The following is a 16075-nucleotide window of genomic DNA, read 5'->3' as shown; positions in this document are numbered from 1 at the left end:
ATCTCCTTTTATTTTGTTAAATACGCGTTAGTATGGATCGCTACAGAATATAAAAATTTATCATCCATTCACTACTAATAATGGTATATTATGCTTTTTATATTATTAATAGTCAATCTTACCTCTAATTGCTAAATGGTCATATTATATATAAATTATCTCATAATGTCAAATCCTTGTTATTATGAATAATAATTGTTTATTATATGAGCGTTTTCTATGCAAATTTCTTAATTAGCCTTTTCAAATGTCTCATTAAACAAGGCTCTTAACAATTCTTTGCTGTGTTTTTTCATGTTTTCTATCTTGTCTTGTAATTGATTGCATTTTTCTAACAAGGCTTCAAGTTTAGATACTATGATCTGTTGCTCAGGAAGTGAAGGTAAAACTACTATAATATTACTTAAAACATCTTTTGTTATTTGATTTATACCTGTGCTTTTTACATCATTTAGTTGTTTTCTAAAAATTTCTGATAATAAAAAATTAAAAAGATAATTATGGTTAATATCGGTTCGTATTACCCTCATAAATGAACCAAACGATAAATCATCAACATCAATAAGAGCAACTTTTCCAATTAATTTTTTACTACCATTTGCTACACAAATCAAAATATCATTCTTCATAGCCATTTTTAAAGAAGGTACTTCTGATTTTACTTTAACCAAATTGTTCAATAGTAATTTATTATCTTGAATATTATTGGAACGTAAAACCGGAATTCCTATCTCTACAACATCAGTTGGTTTGTATGTTAATCCATTTAACGATTGTGCTATATCTCCCAATCTGCACCACACCCACCCCTGCGGTAATTCAAATGGAATTTCGTTTTTTGAGATTGTTGATAGAGGCTTCTCTTTCTTGATTTTCTTTTCCTTAATTAATTGCTCTTTCTCTGCTTTTATGCGTTTAAGCAGTTCTGTGGCGGGTTCTATGTTTGTATTTTGTTCACGCCATTCTGCTGTTAGCTTACCTTGTATAGCTTCTTGTAAAATTGATTGACGAAGATAAGAAAGAAGTTTTATTTGATTTTCAAATTTATTTACAAGTTTCTCATTATTAATAGATATTATTTTTTCTAATTCAATTATTTCAATTTGTCTTTTCATGCTTGGTATTTCAACTTCAACATTATCTAATCTTTTAATCGGTAAACTTACATTTGCTGCTCCTTTCATCAATGAAACAAGTAAATTTTCTCTATTTTCATGTAAAAAAATATGTAAATATTTTGCATTAACTTTTTTTTCATCTTTTGGAATTACAGCACATAATATATTTCCAAGTGCAAATTTACCTTCAAAATATTTTACCCTTTTCATACTTGCATGTCCGTGACCTGTTGATGAAACTAAAGGGACTATAACTGCTTTTGCGTCAAATTGATATTCATTGTGGCTTTTATTTTCTTCTCCCAAGGTGATCATAGCATATTCGCCAGGTACAGCCTTCATTATACCGATATCACCTTTTGTAATTGTACAAATATCTGATAATTTATAAATCATTATTTTATCATACTTTTTAAGTCATTTATAATTTCAATGATTTGACTTTGGTTTTTATCAATTTTTGAAACAATTGATCTTAAATCATAGTCTATCATTTCTTCTTGCTTATTCGGATTCTTAATATCCAAATCCCAATTATTCAAATCTTTTACTTTCACTTTCCATGCAACATCACTCGTTTTTCTGTTATTCCACCATTTTATCAGCGGTTTGAATTCATCAAACTGTATGGGCTTGGTTTTTGAATAAGATTTTTGTCCTTCGGGCAGGCGGTGTTCATAATACCATATTTCTTTTGTTGGTTCCCCTTTTTCAAAAAACAGTAAATTGGTACTTACAGTTGCGGGGAAAAATGTGCTTTGAGGCAGACGTACAATGGTGTACAAATTACAGTCAGTTAATAGTTTTTCTCGAATACGGGCTTTTACACCTTCGCCTGTAATGGAGCCATCTGGTAATACGATTGCGCATTTGCCGTTTGGTTTTAGTAATTGCAACATCAATATTACGAATAAATCGGCGCTTTCTTTACAACGAAAAGAAGCGGGAAAGTTAGTCTCAACACCGTCCGCTATGGTTGCTCCAAAAGGCGGATTGGCAAGGATTTTTTCAACCTGATCTTTTTTACCAATGCTGTTGTATTCTTTCTTTAAACTGTCTATGTAGTGATAGTCAGGCACTTCTATTTCGTGGAGAATTAAGTTTGTTAATCCTAATACATAAGCCACGGGTTTTAATTCCCAACCAATTATGGAACTCTGTAAAATTGTTTCATCTTTAACCGTTTTTATATAATTTGTTCTTATGTGGTCAATGGCGGCTGTCAAAAAGCCGCCTGTACCTGCCGCAGGATCAAGAACCTTATCTCCTAATTTTGGGTCTGTCATTTGTGTCATTAATTTAGTTATGGCTCTCGGCGTATAATATTCACCTTTGTTTCCCGCATCCCTCAATTCTTGCAATATAGTCTCGTATATAGTCCCAAAGATGTCTTTATCTTCCTTTTTTGTAAAATCAATTTCATTTAGTTTGTTTATAACTTTACGCATTTCATAGCCGCTTTTCATGTAGTTGTTTGAGCCGTCAAAAACCTCTTTTACTACCATTGCTCGCTTGGGATTTTCTTTATTGGTTATGTTTCGCATTGTTAGGAAAAGCCCTTTTTTAGTCGGCTCCGTGCTATCAATGAAATTTAATAATTCATCGCCTGTTATCCCTTCAGGGTTTGCAGCCCAATTTCTCCATTTAAATTTTTTAGGAATTACAGAGACATAATTTTCTTTCGTTACTTCCAGTTCCTTGTCTTTGTCGTCCATTATTTTAAGAAATAACATCCACCCTAATTGTTCCAATCTTTGTGCATCGCCTGAAATACCGCGATCTTGTCTCATTATGTTTCTTATACTGCTTATTACAGCCCCTACATTCGACATATTCTATGCCGCCTTATAAAGTTCGGTTTCTATTTCGCTTAACACTTTTAAATAACTTTCTTTTCCGCCGAATATATTAATTATTTCCAATGGTCTGCCGTGCTTGTTTAACGGAGACTGGTCTAATACTTCTAAACTTTCGATAGATAAAATATCACTGTCAGCGTATTTATCTAAAAGACTTTTAATAACCGCTTGGGCTTTCTCGCCATATTTAGAAAAATAATTGCGTTTTATTACGTTATTTGTCCTTTCCTTTCTTGTAAGAGGCTTAGCGTCAAAAGCAGCATGACAAATTAAATCGAAAGGGTCAAAATCTTTTCCTATTTCTTCTTTTAAGGCGTCAAAGAAAACTCCCTGTTGTTCTAATTCATCTACAATGGCTTTCTTTTTTTCAGAGTTATTCCAAGATTTTAAAAAGCTATCAAGAGTAGAATATTTTGTAAGAACATTTTTCTTTGTATAATCTATTAAAGTTTCTGTAATTATTCTGCCATCATTATCCAAATATTGCACTCTTTCATTTAATATTTTCACAATAACGCCATCAACACGTACTTTTTCCCGTGGGTTTGGCTCTGCCACAATATCACCGCCACCTTGCACAGGTTCGGGATATGGAAACTTAATTTCTTCACCGTCCAATATATCAATTATTGGTTCTCCGTTGTTTTCATCATCGGTAGCGGAAATATCGTCATTTTGACCAATATTTTTTATCATTACAGGGTCGCCATCAAAATCCGGGTCTGCAAAAAGATTGGTTACATTTCTAAAATCCATTATCGTAAAATAAAATTTATTGTATTCTTCTTCTATTCTTGTTCCTCTGCCTATAATCTGTTTGAATTCGGTTATAGAGCCGATATTACTGTCTAAAACGATAAGTTTAGTTGTTTTTGTATCTACGCCCGTAGTCAATAATTTGGAAGTTGTAGCGATAACAGGATAACGCTCCGATTTACTTATGAAATTATCCAACTCCTTTTTGCCTTCATCATTGTCGCCCGTAATTTGCATAACATATTTATTATTTTTTAAAACCATATCGGTATTGACGTTTGCCAATTCTGTTCTCATGCCTTCGGCGTGTTCAATATCTATGCAAAAAACAATTGTCTTTGCTAGTCGGTCATTGCCCTTCAAAAATTCTGTAATTTTATTGGCTACCAATTTCCTGCGTTCATCAATAACTATATTTTTGTCAAAGTCTATTTTGTTGTATATTCTATCTTCAACCGGATTTCCGTTTTTGTCTAAAAAACCTTTTGGCGGTCGCCAACCTTCTACGTCTATATCAAGCGTTATTTTTATTACTTTATACGGCGCAAGGAAACCGTCATCAATACCCTGACGCAGAGAATATGTGTAAATAGGTTCGCCAAAATACTCAATATTTGAAACTTCGGCAGTTTCTTTTGGCGTGGCTGTTAAACCCATGTGGGTAGCGTTTTTAAAATAGTCCAGTATCTCTCGCCATTTACTGTCCTCTTTTGCGCTACCTCTATGACATTCGTCAACAATTACTAAATCAAAAAAGTCAGGGCTAAATTGTTTATAAGCGTCTTCCGATTTGTTATCTGACAGCCCTTGATAAAGAGCTAAATAAATATTGTAGGCTTTGTCAATGTTTTTGTGCTTTATAATAGTCATTGCTTCTTTGAAGTGTTTAAAATCGCCTCGTGCTGTTTGGTCAATTAACGCAGTTCTGTCCGCCAAGAATAAAATGCGTTTTTTTGCCCCGCTTTTCCAAAGACGGTAGATGATTTGAAAAGCGGTATATGTTTTTCCTGTACCTGTAGCCATTACCAAAAGAATTCTATTTTGCTTTTTTGCAATGGCTTCTATGGTACGATTAATTGCAATTTGTTGATAATATCTTGGCGAATAACCGGAATTGTCTATAAAATAATCGGTTGATACTATGTTTTCAATTTCTTTATTGTCAAGCCCTTTATATTTTTGATATTTACGCCAAAGCATTTGAGGACTTGGAAAATCGTCAAGAGATATTTCATTTTCAATTTGACCGTCAGTTACGGTTTTATCGTGGAAGTAAAAAGCGTCTCCATTACTGCTGAACACAAAAGGTACATCCAAAGTGTTGGAATAATCCAATGCCTGTTGAATACCGGCTTTCACAGAATGGTTATTATCTTTCGCCTCAATAACGGCAATAGGAATGTTTGGTTTATAAAACAAAATATAGTCGGCAAATTTCCTCTTTCCCCTTGTTGTAATTTTCCCTTTTACATAAATACGACCATCTGTAAAATAAATTTCACGACCAATTTGAGACATTTCGTCCCACCCCGCTTTTATCATTGCAGGTGTTATAAATTTCTCTTTTATATCCGCCTCGGACAGATCTTTTTTATTCATAGGTTATACCGTGATAACAAGGAATTATTAATTTATTTGCTTTTTTGGTCAAAATTCGAATTTTTCCTCTTTATTTCCCATAAGTAAATTAAATATAGTTAATTTTCCCTACAGTAAATTGTCAATACCTCACAGGCAATTATAATCAAGATAATTCCCTATAGGGGTGATTCATGACAAGTTTGAGAGAACTATTGGCTTTTAATATGAAGGAACACAGGCGAATCCTTGGCATATCTCAGGCTAAGCTTGCGGAACGAGTTAATACGACAACCCACTATATAGCGATGATAGAATTGGAACGAAAAACACCGTCGCTCTCTATGATCGAGCGTATCGCAGGAGCGTTGCAAATAAACCCGCCTGAATTGTTTTCAGTTAAGGCGGTTCCTGCGGTATCCTTAAGAAATTTGCAAAAATCGGTTTTGCAGGATATTGAAAAAGCGGTTAGTAATGTTATTTCAGAGCTGATAAATGAAGTTGAGACTGACGAGGAATATACGGATTAAACCATAGATAATACATGATAAACATGGATTTTGATGCTATTATAAACGTTTTAGTAGCATTAGGTTGATTTTTTCATCTACACGCCTTCGGCGTGCGGTTAATTAGTACTGAAAAGTTTCGCTATTTTGTTACATTAATAAAAAGCGGCGAGTACCTCGCTTTGACCGCGGCGTGGACGCCTGACCACTAAAACAACATTAAAAAAGTACCTTTTTTTAATGTTTCTTATGTTGTTTTAGTGGTCAGGCTCATTTTCTTCGTCGTGGGGAGCTGTTCGGCGCCGGAGCGTTTGGGGTTTTTTCATCTACACGCCTTCGGCGTGCGGTTAATTAGTACTGAAAAGAATCGCTATTTTGTTACATTAATAAAAAGTGGCGAGTACCTCGCTTTGACCGCGGCGCGGACGGCGGGATAAATCCCGCCTCATTTTGTTGTCGTGGGGGACTGATTCGGCGCCGGAGCGTTTGGGGTTTTTTCATCTACACGCCTTCGGCGTGCGGTTAATTAGTACTGAAAAGAATCGCTATTTTGTTACATTAATAAAAAGCGGCGAGTACCTCGCTTTGACCGCGGCGCGGACGGCGGGATAAATCCCGCCTCATTTTTTTGTCGTGGGGGACTGATTCGGCGCCGGAGCGTTTGGGGTTTTTCATCTACACGCCTTCGGCGTGCGGTTTATTGCTCCCCCGCGCGGATTCGGACCACGGACCCAGTGGTTAACAGCCACTTGCTCTGCCAGCTGAGCTACAGGGGATATTTGTCTCAATCTATTAAATTTCGGGAAAAATGTCAATATGTCAGAACTTTAAAATAGGCAAAAAAAACCCCGGAGAAAGGAGTTACTCCGGGGAAAAGGAGAAATAGGAGGAACGTGAAACAAAACTAGTATGTTGACTATATAACCATTTAGGGGGGGAAAGGTTACATAAAAAATGATTTATTTAGACGCAATTAAGAGCCGACTGAACATTAACAAATTGCAGTAAAAGGTTACATAAAAAAAGAATTTATTGCGCCTTTGCCTTCAATTTGGCGATAAAATGTTCGTAGGCGGCTATGGTGGCGGCCATTATTGTGTCTTGAAGAGTGCCACGTCCGCCAATGTCGGCGCCTTCCATTATATACAGGCTTTTTAAAATAGCTTCCAAATCTTCCGCTTTACAATTGGGATCAGAATTGAGACGGCGCGTGAGGCCTGTCGTTTCCTGCTCAAATACTTCCTTGTATTTAATTTCCTGCCAGCCGTCGCTAAGAGCCATTTTTGTCTCCGGACTGGGAGGGAAGCTTTTTCCCTGGGAAATACTTGTTCAACGTGTCCTTAAGGCCGTTTGGCTGTAATGTAAAGGTAAGGGCGATGGGCAGAATCAACATCTGATCCGTCAGATTATCCTGATAAAAACCGGGCAGCAGCTTAATTAACATTGATATAAATACGCCTAAAACAGATAAAAGCCAGATTAATCTTAATAACTCGCCGTAAATTTTCTGCTTTTTTTGATTTTTTGTTACGGCATAACTAATTCCAAAAGGGACTGAGGCAAGAAGAATGGGGGTGCAAAAAATCATGTTCGTATTTTGATAGGTGTAGTCGTGATTTGTAAAAAGACTCATAAAATACAGAAGAAGACCGACAGCGCCGAAAAAAAGGCCGCTTAAACTCATGCTGATTCCGGCTAATACCCTGCCGGCCTTTTTATTTTTTGCCTGTAAAAAGAAAAAGAAACAAAAAATAGCAGATAACACAAGGCTGAAGGCAAGTTCCCGCGGCCATTGTTTTCGCGGCCTTTCAAGAATAGCGGGACGGTTTTTTGCCCTATTTACAATTTCAACAGACGATACAAGTTTTCGCCTATTGCCATTAGCGTCGGTATACCAATAGTTTTCTATTACTTTGCCGACTTCCGCGGGAAGAAACATATCGTCCCAAACAGTGATTCGCGTATCAATAACCTGTCCCATTAAAAAATTTAAAAACCAGTCCGCTACGGGCGAAAACCACGTGTGGCGTCGCACATGATTCCGTAAAGTAAATTCACTCTTTGTATTTTCAAATTCTTCTTTAAACTGCCCGTCTGTCGCAAGGTCAACTATATCCCTGATCCTTGTTGAGCAATTATCCCTGAAATGATGGTAATAATAATCACGGTTTTCAGGAAGAACATTGCGCGCGGCAAAATTCCTGATTTTTATTTTAGTTTCTGGAGGAATATCTAACGTATAAATCGTTACATCGCGGTTGTTTCTTACGTAATTATCAATATTTCTATCAGATTGAGAAACGCCGCAGCTGTACAACAGTCTGCCAAAAGCAAAGTTATAAAAGAAATTATCATTATCAAATGAAAATAATCCGTAATCAAAAAAATAACTGGTATTGTCGGAAGAATCTTCAACAATTAGGGCGATATGCCCCCACCAAAAATAAAGTTGATCTCCGGGCCCCATTACGGCAATTTTTAGAGTTAGATTGTCGCCCGGCGCGGAAAAAGCCGAGCCAACTGCAATGACAAACAGTAAAAATAAAAAAGCTGTTCTTTTAACCATATAGTAAGTGTGCCTTATCATTTAAATTTTTTCAATATATTATCGTTTTGTACGGCGTAAATTCATTGCAAGATTTACCTGCGCGATGCTTATATCAAGACGGGACGCTATTTCTTCCGCGGGAAGGCCATCATTGGCAAGGAGGTCAATAGCGCTGCGGAGTTGTTTTTTTGAAGGAGGCTTGTTAACGACAGGCGCGCTTTGAGCCGTTTTATTTTCAAGTTTAACGGGCGTTTCAGGAAATTGAGCTAATCTTTGAAACTCAAGCGGTAATTTAGGCGATTTCAGCGGATGTTCGGCCTGTAACTGAGGCGGCGGCAGTTGCTCAGCGGGATTTATTAACGCCGCGCGGACGCCGCGGCCAAGATTCGTATAAAGAGCGTCGCTTGAAGGCTTTATTTGAATCACATCCTTATATTCGGCAATCCGCTTTTCGGCGTCTTCCAAAAATTTTTTAAGTTTGGAAATACTGTCTTCTATAAGCTGCAAATTTCTATCCGTAACTGAATTGATATCAACAATTAATTTGGCGACTTCAGCCCTGTGTTCCTCAAGTCCGGAGGCGGACGTGCGTTTTGTAACATACCATTTTAAATAAAAAAACATTATGAAACAGACGGCCAGACAAATAATTGATACTGCAAAAAAAATATTCATTGCGCTCCGATTAAAGGCTTATGTCAATTTTCTTGCCCAAATATGGGTCTTGTAAAACAGAAAATTGCTTTTCTTCCGTATCAGCATCTCTTTCATCGTTTCTGCCGCCCTTGCCGCCAGAGTTACGTTTCTGTTTACGCTCCGCCTCGCGATCCTTTACTTTTTCCGCCCCTTCTCCGGTATTCTGAGCTTCATTCACCTGCTGTATATTTTCTTCGGTCTTGCGTTCAAGCTGCACGCCCACAATCGCCTGATGAAGCGCCTGCCCCTCCCTCTGCGCGGCCTGGGATTTCCCTACCTTGTCAACTTGTGAAAAAATAGCCTGCAGATCAATCGGAGCTATAGCCATCTAATCCCTTCTTAGCAAGATCATCAGGTTCCTCATATTTGCTCGCCCTGATAAGCCCGTTTTCAAGAATAAAAGTTGTCGCGCGATATTCCTTTTTTACGTCTTCTCTAACGTCCCGTATGCATATTTTTACGCCTGGCCATACTTTTGTAGACGCCGATACCCGTCCGCGAACTTCTATTTGATTCATAAATTCCTGGACTTTTTGAATACTGTCATTCGTGTCTTTTAATTCATCGCTTAATATTTGCCGCCGTTCCATTAATTCCTGCATATAGGCTTCTTTATCTTCAGGCAGGGTTTTACGTTGTTTTTTTGTATTGATTAATGTTTGCAAATCCAGCCTGATTGTTTCCAATTCCGTTTCAGACGACAATTTCATTTCAAGAAGGCGTTCCAGTTCCAGCTTGCTGTGGGGATCAAAACCGACTTCGCAGATTGTCTCAGTTCCGCTTGTTTCATTGCCAAGAACCTTGGCGTTTATTTCCTCTCCCGCGCGCAGGCGCCCGCCCATGATTTTTGCTTTTTTGCCCATGCAAACAATGCTCTTTATCGCGTCAACATTTGAATTGATTATTCCTTCGGTAACAACAACCATATTCCCGGATTCTACAGTCGCGTTTTCGATAAAGCGCGACCAGATTGAACGCCCAGCGCGAATTTTTTTCTCTCCGCTCTTTCCGTTAATGCCCTGATAAATAAGTATATCGCCTTCCGCGTCAAGTTCCGCTTTCGCGACAGTTCCTTTTACTTCAATATTACCGGCTGCTTTTACCGAGAAGCCGTCTTCAACGTTGCCTGTAATAATAACGTTTCCAAGGAAAATAATATTTCCTGTTTTCAAGTTCACGTCGCCTTCAATATTTAAAATCGGCTCTACATTGATTTTTCCATTCGCGATTATTACCTGTCCGTTTATTTCGGAAAGAATGGTATCGCCATCGTCGTTTACGCGCACGTTTGTTCCGACAGGCATCGGTATATCGCTTCCGGCTCTCGCGGGAAGAAGCTTTCCGGTTACCGTTTTCCCGTCTATGCCGTCTTCGGGAGGTATCTTTTTAGCGAGAGGCTGATTTTGAACGACATTCTGAATTATATTCAGCTCTTTAAAGTTTACCCTGCCGTTAGTTCCTTCTTTTAATTTTATTCGAGTTTGATCCGTCTCAAAGAAATAATGAATATACGCGTCTTTTCCGTTTACAGGTTTTGTGCCTTCCGCTATTTCTACTTTTTCCCTATAAGAAGGTTTGTCAACAAATTTTTCAAGGAATTCCTCTTTAACTCCATAGTATACCCTGTGCTGTACAAGAATGCTTTTAAATGATTCAAGCGTTAAATCAGCGCCGCCGTCGCCCGGAGGAATAACGGTAACAAAGACTTTCATTTCCGGGTCGTCAACTTCGATGTTAGCCATACTGTCGTTAGCCGGATTATGCTTAAAGTCAGCCACTTTTACATACATTCCAGAAGCTTTATTTACGAGGGTGTCAACAAGGTCGTTATCAAACTCCAGAACATTCTTGGTGTGAAGCGCCTGTATCGCGTGGGTTAAAAATACCTTTTTGCCATTGCCGACAGGCGGCATAACTTTTAGGAAAACTCCTTCAGGCCAGCATTGTATAAAAACATCCCCGTCTTTATCCTGAATAACCTGAACCGCTTCGTCATCTTCGCCAACAATATCCTCTTGCGCCTGTTTCGCTTTTTTAACCTGAGTGCGCTCGTAGGCGCGTATTACCCAGTCTTTTTTTCCCGCGCCCATAAAGCCGGACGAGCCTCTTTCAAGGATTTCATATTCAAGGCGGCGGATGGAAGTATCAAGAAGGGTGGCGGCTTCATTTACGGCGGCTTCCAACGTGGGGCCTGACGCGTCCACGGACCGAATCGCCCTGTCTTGCTCCAGATGCTCTTTTACAATTTCCTGCAGCTGGATAAAATCGATCATACGATACCTTTTCTGATATTCGTCAACTTTGATCTTAAATGAAGAACGGCTTTCGTATGCAGCTGCGAAACCCTGGATTCCGTTACCTGCAATACGCGCCCAATATCTTTTAAAGTTAAATCTTCGTAATAATAAAGAACCAGAATTTTCTTTTCCTTGTCGGGAAGCTCGTTTATCGCTTCGACAATAACGCGGCGAATTTCTTCATTAACCACCACCACGTCGGGATTTAAGCTGGAGGGAGATTCAATGCTGTCGCCAATGGACACTTTGTCGTTATCGTCGCCCGAGTACCATAAATCGTTCAAAGAAATTATTGAAGTGCCGGATATTTTTTGAATCACTTTCATGTATTCCTGCTCGTCTATGCCCAGGGCGCCGGCTATTTCCTGATCTGACGCCGTTCTTCCCAACTGCGCTTCCAAAGAAGAAATAGTCGTTTCTATTTCGCGGGTTTTTTGCCTGACGGAACGCGGAACAAAATCAATTAAGCGCAACTCGTCAAAAATAGCGCCTCTTATGCGCGTAACGGCATAAGTTTTAAATTTTACGTTTTTTTCCGGATCGAATTTATCAATCGCGTCAATAAGGCCAAAGACACCATAGCCTACAAGATCGTCAAATTCCACATTGTTGGGCATTCCAACGGCGACTTTTCCAGCCACGTATTTTACAAGCGGGGCGTATTGTTTTATGAAGGCTTCCCGTATCGCAGGATCCCGATTTTTTCGGTACTGCTGCCAGAGTTCCTCTTCTGTTTTTTCTTCCGGCATTCCCAAACCTTTCCCTCTTAACTCTTACTTAACACTGTTCTAATGCCCTGCGCCAAACTTTTTGGGTCATAATTACCCTCTAACGTCTGAGGCTTATTGCCCTTATACTGGCTGCGATCCGGCTCATCCTCAACGGGACGTACTGCCGGCGCTGATGCCGCAGAAGGCGCTGAAGGAGCGGGGGTGCCTGAATAATTTGACGAAAACGCCATCGCCATCATATCCAAATCAGGCAATCCGCCCAACCCTGAATCATCCCCAAAACTTGGGGTAAACTGCGGCTGGAAAGCCGCCGGCTTACTAGCATCAGTTTTATCAAAACCGGCCGTTTCAGAAAAATCCGAATCTCCGGCCGCGCTTTCAAGAAACGAATCATCCTGATCGCCTCCCAAATTATTATAACCTGCTTCTTTCTTTCGGTCTATACCCTCTCCTGCCCCTGAGTAGTCAAAATTCTGATATTCAGACTGATTTCCGCCCAAATTGAAGTCATCCTGTACTGTACGGGGTTTAAAAGCGCCTGAAATAAGGTCTTCTACATTGCCTAATTCTTCAGGATTCCCGTGTTGATTGAATAATTCAGGCACGGCATATTCACCCATGCTATCAATGGTTATGCTTTCATGTCCGTCGGCATCAACGCTTTCGGGAGAAACGGCCTCTTCATTTGCCGCTAAAACCTCCGGAAAGAAACTGTCCAAAACAAACCGCAAGCCAAAACCAATACCGAAAAAAACAACGGTAAAAATCAAAGCCCTAAGAATTATATGAACTATGCCTACTCCGGCAACCATGCCAAGAAGGATTGAAACAGATAAAGCGCAAATTGCCGATATTGAACCCCATTTTAAATTAGCCATACCCTGCCCCTTTATTGTTTATACGGCGTTTTCATGCGGCGAAGACTTGAAAAGCCTTTTAAACATCGCGCCAAAACCGCCGGTTTCTCCCGGTTTATTCCTGTCCATGCGCTCAACGATATGTTGAACGCAGATGCTTGCCTTGCAATTTGGATCCACTACCATAAAAGGCTTTTGCCTTAAAACCGCATGGGAGACTGACACGTCGTCATAAATAAATCCCAGATAATCAAGTTTTAAGTTTAAAAATTGGCCCGCGATATTGATCATCCTGTCGGCGACGCTTTTTGCCTGCGCGGCGCCTTTCGCGCGGTTTACTACAAGTTTTAAACCCATATTAACCGAGTCATACTCAGTGGCGATGATTTTAATAATTCCGTAAGCGTCCGTAATCGCGGTCGGCTCTGGAGTAGTGATAATAACGGCGTCGTCCGCGGCGGCGATAAAATCCAAAACATTACTGGAAACGCCCGCGCTTGTGTCAATGATGATTATATCCGCGTTTGATAATGAATCAAGCTCGGCGATAAAATCTCTTCTGTCCTCTTCGCTCATGTTGGCTATCTGAGAAAAGCCCGAAGCGCCGGCAACAATGGAAATGCCGTATTCCGTCTCCACGAGAATTTCGCGTATTGTTTTTTGCTTTTTAATAACATGGTACAGATTGTATTTGGGGATCATATTGAGCATCACATTGACGTTGGCAAGCCCAAGGTCGGCGTCCATTACCACGACTTTTCTTCCCAACCTTGCAAACGCGAGGGCCATATTAACGGAAAGATTGGTCTTTCCCACACCGCCCTTGCCTGAAGTGACGGTAATAACGCGGGCCTTATCCGCCGGTTTTACATTCGACTTTGAAGACGAAGCTCTTGAGGAGCCTGTGCCGTCTTTTTTCCGTTTCATAATTTCCCGCAATTTCTCAGCCTGATCTTCCATAATAACCTCTACTTCGCGCGGCTGTCAGGCCGCGCATTAAAATCTGAAATGAAACATAGTTTCATAATTATCTCCATTTAAATTGATCCGCCCCTCCCGAAGGAAAACGCTTTTCAATTTTATCACGGTCTATTTTAAAACCGTCAAGCTCAATAAGAAAACGCACGACAGACGCCCTTCTTATATCCTCAGGAACCCCTTGCCCGTTAGTAATAAAAGAAATACTTTTTTTCTTTTCAGACAGAGCGGAAATAATATTTCCAAAACTACTGGTCTCGTCCATTTTTGTAAGTATAATTGATTTATAATTAAACGGCTCAAACTGCCGCATTATAACCTCTATATCGCTTGTTTTAGTCGCCGCGCTTATAACAAGATGATATTCCGCGCTTTTAGGGCATCCGTCAAGAATCTCTTTCATTTCGCCTATCATTATTGAATCTTTGGGGCTATTGCCGAAAGTATCGATTAAAATTAAATCAATGTCTTCCCCGCAAAGCGCGATTTCTTTTCTTATATCCTGTTTATTCAACGCGCATGAAACAGGAATACGCATAATAACCCCAATTTGTTCAAGTTGTTCTTTCGCGCAAATACGGAAGGTGTCAATTGTTATCAGTCTTACGTCAATAGCGGGAATTTCATCCGTCCCTATGCCGTATATGGCCGCCAGTTTTGATATTGTAGTTGTTTTTCCGGATCCAGTAGGGCCGATAAGAACCATAATTCTTGGTTTGCGCGTAACGGCTTCTTCTTTATAAATGCTGATGCTCTCCCCTATCCATTCAAGAATACGGTCCTGCACAATTTTAAAATTATCCAACTGTTCAAGAGACAGCTCTTTTCGCAATCTTTCCAACATTCCATTAATGTATTTTTCCGAGAAATCATTGGTTTTTAACATTTCTGTAATGCGGACAAAAGAGGGATGCTCTTCTTTTTTGCCTGAGCTTTCAACTTTTTCCTTTATTTCTTTAATTCCTTCCTTTAGCAGATCCAAAATTTGCTGGGAAGTTTCCCTTCCGTTAGCTGATATTTCGCCAATGTTTTTTCTGGCAGTCTCAATAACTTTCTTTTTTGCCTCTTCAAGATTTTTATCGGAAAACGGATCGACGCCTGCCGCATATTGCATGCCGGACTGCTGTGAAAATGGAAGCCGCGGGTTATAATCAAAGATTTGAGTATTTTGCCTTTGCGGCGTAAGATAAAATTCTACCTGAACGCCGGATTTTGTAAACAAGCCTAAAAAACCTCCAAGCCTTATATCCTTACGGCTTTGAATATGGAAAGGCTGTTTGTATTTTTCAGAAATCTTTTGTTTGCATTCCATCAAGGTTTCGCCTTGTTCAATTAATGTTTCCATTTTATTGCTCCGCCATATTATCTTCTAATCTTATCATCCCTACAGCTTCGGGAATAATTCCCGTGACAATTTCGGGAACGGAAATAACCGCCAAATCAGGCAATTCGCGATCCGTAGAATTTTTAACAAGGAATCGCGCCTGTTCAGAACAAAGAATAACGGGCATCCATCCCTTTTCTTTAACCGCCGCAACCGCTTTCGCAACCGATTTAATCCACGCTTTTTGCGTCGGCGGATCAAGGGCGCACACTATTCCAGAGGCGGTCTCATACTTTGCGTCGATTATTCTTTGCTCAAAGGCGGGGTCAATTGTAAGAACGCGCAATCTTTTGTCTTCATCGGCGTATTGGGCGCAAATCTGATTAGCCAGCGCCTGCCGCGCCTTTTCAGTAAGGAACCAAATATTTTTGGAAAATGGCGCGTAATTCGCGATAGCTTCAAGAATTGACACCATATTGCGGATAGATACCCTTTCCCTCAGCAATCCGTGAAGTATTTTCTGGATTTCCGTTACGCGCAACCCTTTGCCTTCCCTCAGCGCTTCTTCAACAACGGCGGGGTAATCCTTCTTTAACGTATCCAGAATCACCTGGGTATCCTGCAAGCCAAGAATGTCAGCCGCGTGACGGCGTATAATTTCCGTTAAATGAGTGGCGATTATCGAAGGCGGATCCACTACGGTATAACCTGCGCGTTCGGCTTCGTCCCTCCTTGACTGTTCAATCCAAATTGCCTGTATCCCAAAAGCGGGATCCACTGTTTTTTCGCCTTCCAATTCCGCCGTAACCATTCCCGGATTAATG

The 16075-nt window shown here is 39.9% G+C and carries 14 protein-coding genes and 1 tRNA gene; 1 reads left to right on the top strand and 14 read right to left on the bottom strand.

The window, feature by feature from the left end:
* Positions 1 to 230: 230 nt before the first annotated feature.
* The 3 genes from ACYVRA_RS06795 to hsdR are packed head-to-tail and all read right to left on the bottom strand — an operon-like array spanning position 231 to position 5332.
* Positions 231 to 1514 (bottom strand): restriction endonuclease subunit S, encoded by a 1284-nt coding sequence (locus ACYVRA_RS06795; RefSeq protein ID WP_461251988.1) that lies wholly within the window; start codon positions 1512 to 1514, stop codon positions 231 to 233.
* Complete coding sequence (locus ACYVRA_RS06790) at positions 1514 to 2950, bottom strand: class I SAM-dependent DNA methyltransferase (RefSeq protein ID WP_461251987.1); 1437 nt, start codon at positions 2948 to 2950, stop codon at positions 1514 to 1516. The genes ACYVRA_RS06795 and ACYVRA_RS06790 overlap by 1 nt, the downstream gene beginning before the upstream one ends.
* A gap of 3 nt (positions 2951 to 2953) precedes the next feature.
* Positions 2954 to 5332, bottom strand: a complete 2379-nt coding sequence (gene hsdR, locus ACYVRA_RS06785; RefSeq protein WP_461251986.1) for an EcoAI/FtnUII family type I restriction enzme subunit R — start codon at positions 5330 to 5332, stop codon at positions 2954 to 2956.
* Positions 5333 to 5505: 173 nt separating this feature from the next.
* On the opposite strand from hsdR, the gene ACYVRA_RS06780 reads away from it, so the two are divergent.
* Positions 5506 to 5841 carry a helix-turn-helix domain-containing protein gene (locus ACYVRA_RS06780; protein ID WP_461251985.1) on the top strand — a complete coding sequence of 112 codons (336 nt, stop codon included), beginning with the start codon at positions 5506 to 5508 and terminating at the stop codon, positions 5839 to 5841.
* Positions 5842 to 6523: 682 nt separating this feature from the next.
* Here ACYVRA_RS06780 and ACYVRA_RS06775 read toward each other — a convergent pair.
* From ACYVRA_RS06775 to ACYVRA_RS06725, 11 genes are all read right to left on the bottom strand, one after another.
* Positions 6524 to 6596 (bottom strand) — tRNA-Asn (locus ACYVRA_RS06775).
* A 253-nt stretch (positions 6597 to 6849) separates the two neighbouring features.
* Positions 6850 to 7101 (bottom strand): hypothetical protein, encoded by a 252-nt coding sequence (locus ACYVRA_RS06770; protein WP_461251984.1) that lies wholly within the window; start codon positions 7099 to 7101, stop codon positions 6850 to 6852.
* A complete protein-coding gene (locus tag ACYVRA_RS06765; protein WP_461251983.1) occupies positions 7091 to 8386 on the bottom strand; it encodes a lipoprotein N-acyltransferase Lnb domain-containing protein in 1296 nt (431 codons plus the stop codon). The genes ACYVRA_RS06770 and ACYVRA_RS06765 overlap by 11 nt, the downstream gene beginning before the upstream one ends.
* 39 nt (positions 8387 to 8425) lie before the next feature.
* Positions 8426 to 9043 carry a hypothetical protein gene (locus ACYVRA_RS06760; RefSeq protein ID WP_461251982.1) on the bottom strand — a complete coding sequence of 206 codons (618 nt, stop codon included), beginning with the start codon at positions 9041 to 9043 and terminating at the stop codon, positions 8426 to 8428.
* Between the two features lie 10 nt (positions 9044 to 9053).
* Positions 9054 to 9392, bottom strand: coding sequence for a hypothetical protein (locus tag ACYVRA_RS06755; protein ID WP_461251981.1), 339 nt, complete (start codon positions 9390 to 9392; stop codon positions 9054 to 9056).
* Positions 9373 to 11337, bottom strand: a complete 1965-nt coding sequence (locus tag ACYVRA_RS06750; protein WP_461251980.1) for a FapA family protein — start codon at positions 11335 to 11337, stop codon at positions 9373 to 9375. Before ACYVRA_RS06750 ends, ACYVRA_RS06755 begins: the two co-directional genes overlap by 20 nt.
* Complete coding sequence (gene whiG / locus ACYVRA_RS06745; protein ID WP_461251979.1) at positions 11334 to 12110, bottom strand: RNA polymerase sigma factor WhiG; 777 nt, start codon at positions 12108 to 12110, stop codon at positions 11334 to 11336. The genes ACYVRA_RS06750 and whiG overlap by 4 nt, the downstream gene beginning before the upstream one ends.
* 17 nt (positions 12111 to 12127) lie before the next feature.
* Positions 12128 to 12970: a hypothetical protein gene (locus tag ACYVRA_RS06740; protein WP_461251978.1), complete on the bottom strand. Its 843-nt coding sequence runs from the start codon at positions 12968 to 12970 to the stop codon at positions 12128 to 12130.
* A gap of 18 nt (positions 12971 to 12988) precedes the next feature.
* Positions 12989 to 13909, bottom strand: coding sequence for a MinD/ParA family protein (locus tag ACYVRA_RS06735; protein ID WP_461251977.1), 921 nt, complete (start codon positions 13907 to 13909; stop codon positions 12989 to 12991).
* Between the two features lie 67 nt (positions 13910 to 13976).
* Positions 13977 to 15272, bottom strand: a complete 1296-nt coding sequence (locus ACYVRA_RS06730; RefSeq protein WP_461251976.1) for a flagellar biosynthesis protein FlhF — start codon at positions 15270 to 15272, stop codon at positions 13977 to 13979.
* Position 15273: 1 nt separating this feature from the next.
* Positions 15274 to 16075 (bottom strand): FHIPEP family type III secretion protein (locus ACYVRA_RS06725; protein WP_461251975.1); only part of this gene is annotated, 802 nt, incomplete at its 5' end.

This window comes from Treponema sp. R8-4-B8, from assembly GCF_054786175.1.
The sequence above is the reverse complement of the archived record's forward strand: the minus strand, read 5'-3'. Positions and strand labels throughout refer to the sequence as shown.

What these genes read in the sequence shown, in the direction of transcription:
- ACYVRA_RS06760 (WP_461251982.1), bottom strand. Translation starts at nt 9,043, where the DNA reads ATGAATATTTTTTTTGCAGTATCAATTATTTGTCTGGCCGTCTGTTTC.
- ACYVRA_RS06765 (WP_461251983.1), bottom strand. Translation starts at nt 8,386, where the DNA reads ATGGTTAAAAGAACAGCTTTTTTATTTTTACTGTTTGTCATTGCAGTT.
- ACYVRA_RS06780 (WP_461251985.1), top strand. Translation starts at nt 5,506, where the DNA reads ATGACAAGTTTGAGAGAACTATTGGCTTTTAATATGAAGGAACACAGG.
- ACYVRA_RS06795 (WP_461251988.1), bottom strand. Translation starts at nt 1,514, where the DNA reads ATGATTTATAAATTATCAGATATTTGTACAATTACAAAAGGTGATATC.
- ACYVRA_RS06730 (WP_461251976.1), bottom strand. Translation starts at nt 15,272, where the DNA reads ATGGAAACATTAATTGAACAAGGCGAAACCTTGATGGAATGCAAACAA.
- ACYVRA_RS06750 (WP_461251980.1), bottom strand. Translation starts at nt 11,337, where the DNA reads ATGATCGATTTTATCCAGCTGCAGGAAATTGTAAAAGAGCATCTGGAG.
- ACYVRA_RS06770 (WP_461251984.1), bottom strand. Translation starts at nt 7,101, where the DNA reads ATGGCTCTTAGCGACGGCTGGCAGGAAATTAAATACAAGGAAGTATTT.
- hsdR (WP_461251986.1), bottom strand. Translation starts at nt 5,332, where the DNA reads ATGAATAAAAAAGATCTGTCCGAGGCGGATATAAAAGAGAAATTTATA.
- whiG (WP_461251979.1), bottom strand. Translation starts at nt 12,110, where the DNA reads ATGCCGGAAGAAAAAACAGAAGAGGAACTCTGGCAGCAGTACCGAAAA.
- ACYVRA_RS06740 (WP_461251978.1), bottom strand. Translation starts at nt 12,970, where the DNA reads ATGGCTAATTTAAAATGGGGTTCAATATCGGCAATTTGCGCTTTATCT.
- ACYVRA_RS06790 (WP_461251987.1), bottom strand. Translation starts at nt 2,950, where the DNA reads ATGTCGAATGTAGGGGCTGTAATAAGCAGTATAAGAAACATAATGAGA.
- ACYVRA_RS06755 (WP_461251981.1), bottom strand. Translation starts at nt 9,392, where the DNA reads ATGGCTATAGCTCCGATTGATCTGCAGGCTATTTTTTCACAAGTTGAC.
- ACYVRA_RS06735 (WP_461251977.1), bottom strand. Translation starts at nt 13,909, where the DNA reads ATGGAAGATCAGGCTGAGAAATTGCGGGAAATTATGAAACGGAAAAAA.